Origin of the sequence: Paenibacillus rigui, assembly GCF_002234615.1 — a bacterium.
Taxonomy (GTDB): Bacteria; Bacillota; Bacilli; order Paenibacillales; family NBRC-103111; genus Paenibacillus_S; species Paenibacillus_S rigui.
Map to the genome: position 1 here is coordinate 1 of NZ_NMQW01000007.1, position 2,877 is coordinate 2,877.

Sequence of the window (2,877 nt, forward strand, 5' to 3'; positions counted from 1 at the left end):
TTTTGTTGTGAAATCGAAATGCGTAATACGAATTTTGCTTGATTTTGGTGGCCCGGGAGTTGTGGAAAAGAGACAGCTCCAGGATGTTCGTCACCGTGCCGGCTGACGTTAGCGTCCCCGCCGTGATTGTTGCTCCCAGCACATTTGTGATCGTTCCATCCAGGATGTTCGTCACCGTGCCGGCTGACGTCAGCGTCCCCGCCGTGATTGTTGCTCCCAGCACATTTGTGATCGTTCCATCCAAAATGTTCGTCACCGTGCCGGCTGACGTCAGCGTTCCTGCTGTAATCGTTGTACCCAGTACGCTTGTAATCGTTCCGTTCAGGATGTTCGTCACCGTGCCGGCTGACGTCAACGTTCCTGCTGTAATCGTCGCTCCCAAAACGTTTGTTATTGTTCCGTCAACAATTACAGTCTGCACGTTACCTGAGCCATCCGTGGCAATAACGCGATTTACTCCGGTACTATCTTTTCCATAAATTAAGGTTCGCAAATTATCCGGGTCGATCTGAAAAGTTGCATAGTTCGGCACAGTTTAGCTCCTCCTTTACCTCATTCCATATATTTTAGGTTCCTACGGTTTGGGATTGAAAATAAACATCCAAACAGGTTTCGTGATCCGGACTATCCGTTCTGGCTGAAAAGCGAGTCCATTTCAAAAAACGAATAGGAACCAGCACCCGCATTGTATTCGGGACAACCACTTCTTGCTGATCTGTTGCAAAATCCTGACCGTTAGGACTGATTTCAATCCGGATGGTTGCAGGAGAGGCTCCTCTATTAATGACAGCATAAGAAGTAACTGTCCTAACCGCCGTGTTTTGAAGAGGTAACGAGGTAAAAAGGTGAGTGACCTTTTGGTTTAAGAAGCTTTCTTCTCTAAAGATGGTATTCATTACAGGACCTTGAACAACCTCTAATCGTCCGGCTCCATCCGTTCGAATAGGCTGGAGGTGAGTTCCGTCCGTGCCGAAAATTTCCACTTGATCGGTCTCTGGAACCAGCTTGCGGATATCAAGCTGATTGGCAATCACTCGAACAGGCTGCTTTAATTTACATAGCTTGGGACGACATGGAATTCGACGGCACTTATTTCCTTTATGATGCTTCCGGCATTTTTTCTTGTTTGGCTCTATCTTCAGTGGTTTGCAAGTAAAAATCGTGATGTAGCCCTTTTTAGGCGTTTTAACCTTATTGTTGATGCACAGCTTCACTTTGCAGCCGCTATTTTTTTGTTTTAAAAGCATGGGGTCTCACCTCCTCTGCCCAAAAAAACAATTTCAGTGCACAGTTTGGAATTTAAATCCATATTTACAATAGTGTATGGAATCACCCTTTGGAAAGTTTGGGATTTTATAAATTAGGGCGATCAGGATGAGTCCAAGCCACCCTACTCTCTATTTCATAAATTATAGCAATCGTTATTTGGGGGTGTTGGGATGAAACTAGAGGAAATAAATGGGTGCTATGATGCTATATTCAGTCTGGGCAGCAAATGCCTTGCCTCCATTCAGTTAAGAAAAAACCAGCTGAGGCCTTACAGCGGTGTACTCGATTGGATGCTCTCGCCTTCGCTGCAGCATGTGAATCTGCTCCTTCGTAACCGTTTTACCTCGTTCTTGGACTATAAGCACTTGGCATTGCAGCCTAACGCCGGGAATATGCTGTACCGCGATGTGTTTTACAATATTACACTGGCCCACGATATGCCGCTCAAACAAAACGTACATGATTTAACCTGCTACCCCGAGCTCCGACGTAAGATGGACCGCAGAATCCAAAGATTTCTGGAGAAATGTGATACCTGCCCGAAAATCCTGTTCATCCGTCTGGGCGGAACATGGGAGGAGGTGCTGGAGCTGCAGCAAGTACTGTCCGGCTTGGTTACCCATGATTTCCGTATATTACTAGTGAATCATAGCACGACATACCAAATCATAGACACCGGCTGTTCCCTTGAAAAAGTATGCTCCATCCAAATCCCCTTGGAGCTGGAATGTGATGATTTATGGCGTATCATATTGCACAGGTTCCAGCTTGTATCCGAATTATAAGGAGAAATTCATATACGCAGACTGCATTAGTCAAAAAATTGACTCTGTCCGGGACAGAGTCAATTTTTGTTCCTATTGAAGCTTCTCGATAACAATTTGCGCGGTACGATCCCCTGCAGGAATCGTTGCATCAGTTCCGGATACGAATATGTCTAAAGTGCCTGCAGCAGCCGCATTGTAAATGAATTCCAATATCGTATATTGCCCTACCGACAACAGGGTGATTTGCGCACCCGTAATAGGGGTTGAATTGAATCGTGCATTTATTACAGCCCCTACGCCCACAGTGAAGTAGATTGCAACAGCAATATGATAGTAACCCGATTGAATCGTAAATTGGTCCGTAGCGGCACTATACGTAACGGATGGCCCAAAAGTGGAATCGAGTGAATCGAAGGACACTGTACCACCGGTAGCAAGAATCGATTGACCCGTACCATCATACCGACTTGTGAAGCTGGAAAGACCTCCTGCCGCTCCGGTATCGCCTGTTGCTCCTGTGCTTCCTGTTGCTCCAGTATCACCTGTTGCTCCAGTTCCTCCCGTCGCTCCAGTGCTTCCTGTTGCTCCAGTATCTCCCGTCGCCCCAGTGCTTCCTGTCGCTCCAGTATCTCCTGTTGCTCCTGTGCTTCCTGTCGCTCCAGTATCTCCCGTCGCCCCAGTGCTTCCTGTCGCTCCAGTATCCCCTGTCGCACCAGTTGCTCCCGTCGCTCCAGTGTCACCTGTCGCACCAGTGCTTCCTGTCGCTCCAGTATCCCCTGTCGCACCAGTTGCTCCCGTCGCTCCAGTATCACCTGTCGCACCAGTGCTTCCTGTTGCCCCA

At 47.6% G+C, this 2,877-nt stretch carries 3 protein-coding genes and 1 pseudogene; 1 reads left to right on the top strand and 3 read right to left on the bottom strand.

The window, feature by feature from the left end:
• Together CF651_RS05290 and CF651_RS05295 are read right to left on the bottom strand one after the other, a co-directional pair.
• Positions 1-532: pseudogene (locus CF651_RS05290) on the bottom strand (DUF6385 domain-containing protein); the annotation flags it as partial.
• Positions 533-566: 34 nt separating this feature from the next.
• Positions 567-1,247 (bottom strand): DUF6385 domain-containing protein, encoded by a 681-nt coding sequence (locus CF651_RS05295; protein WP_094013824.1) that lies wholly within the window; start codon positions 1,245-1,247, stop codon positions 567-569.
• A gap of 192 nt (positions 1,248-1,439) precedes the next feature.
• On the opposite strand from CF651_RS05295, the gene CF651_RS05300 reads away from it, so the two are divergent.
• The gene (locus CF651_RS05300; RefSeq protein ID WP_094013825.1) at positions 1,440-2,054 is read left to right on the top strand and encodes a DUF1796 family putative cysteine peptidase; all 615 of its coding nucleotides are present in this window, start codon (positions 1,440-1,442) and stop codon (positions 2,052-2,054) included.
• A gap of 72 nt (positions 2,055-2,126) precedes the next feature.
• Here CF651_RS05300 and CF651_RS32180 read toward each other — a convergent pair.
• On the bottom strand, positions 2,127-2,877 hold a 751-nt coding region (locus CF651_RS32180), incomplete at its 5' end, for a BclA C-terminal domain-containing protein (protein ID WP_425436208.1).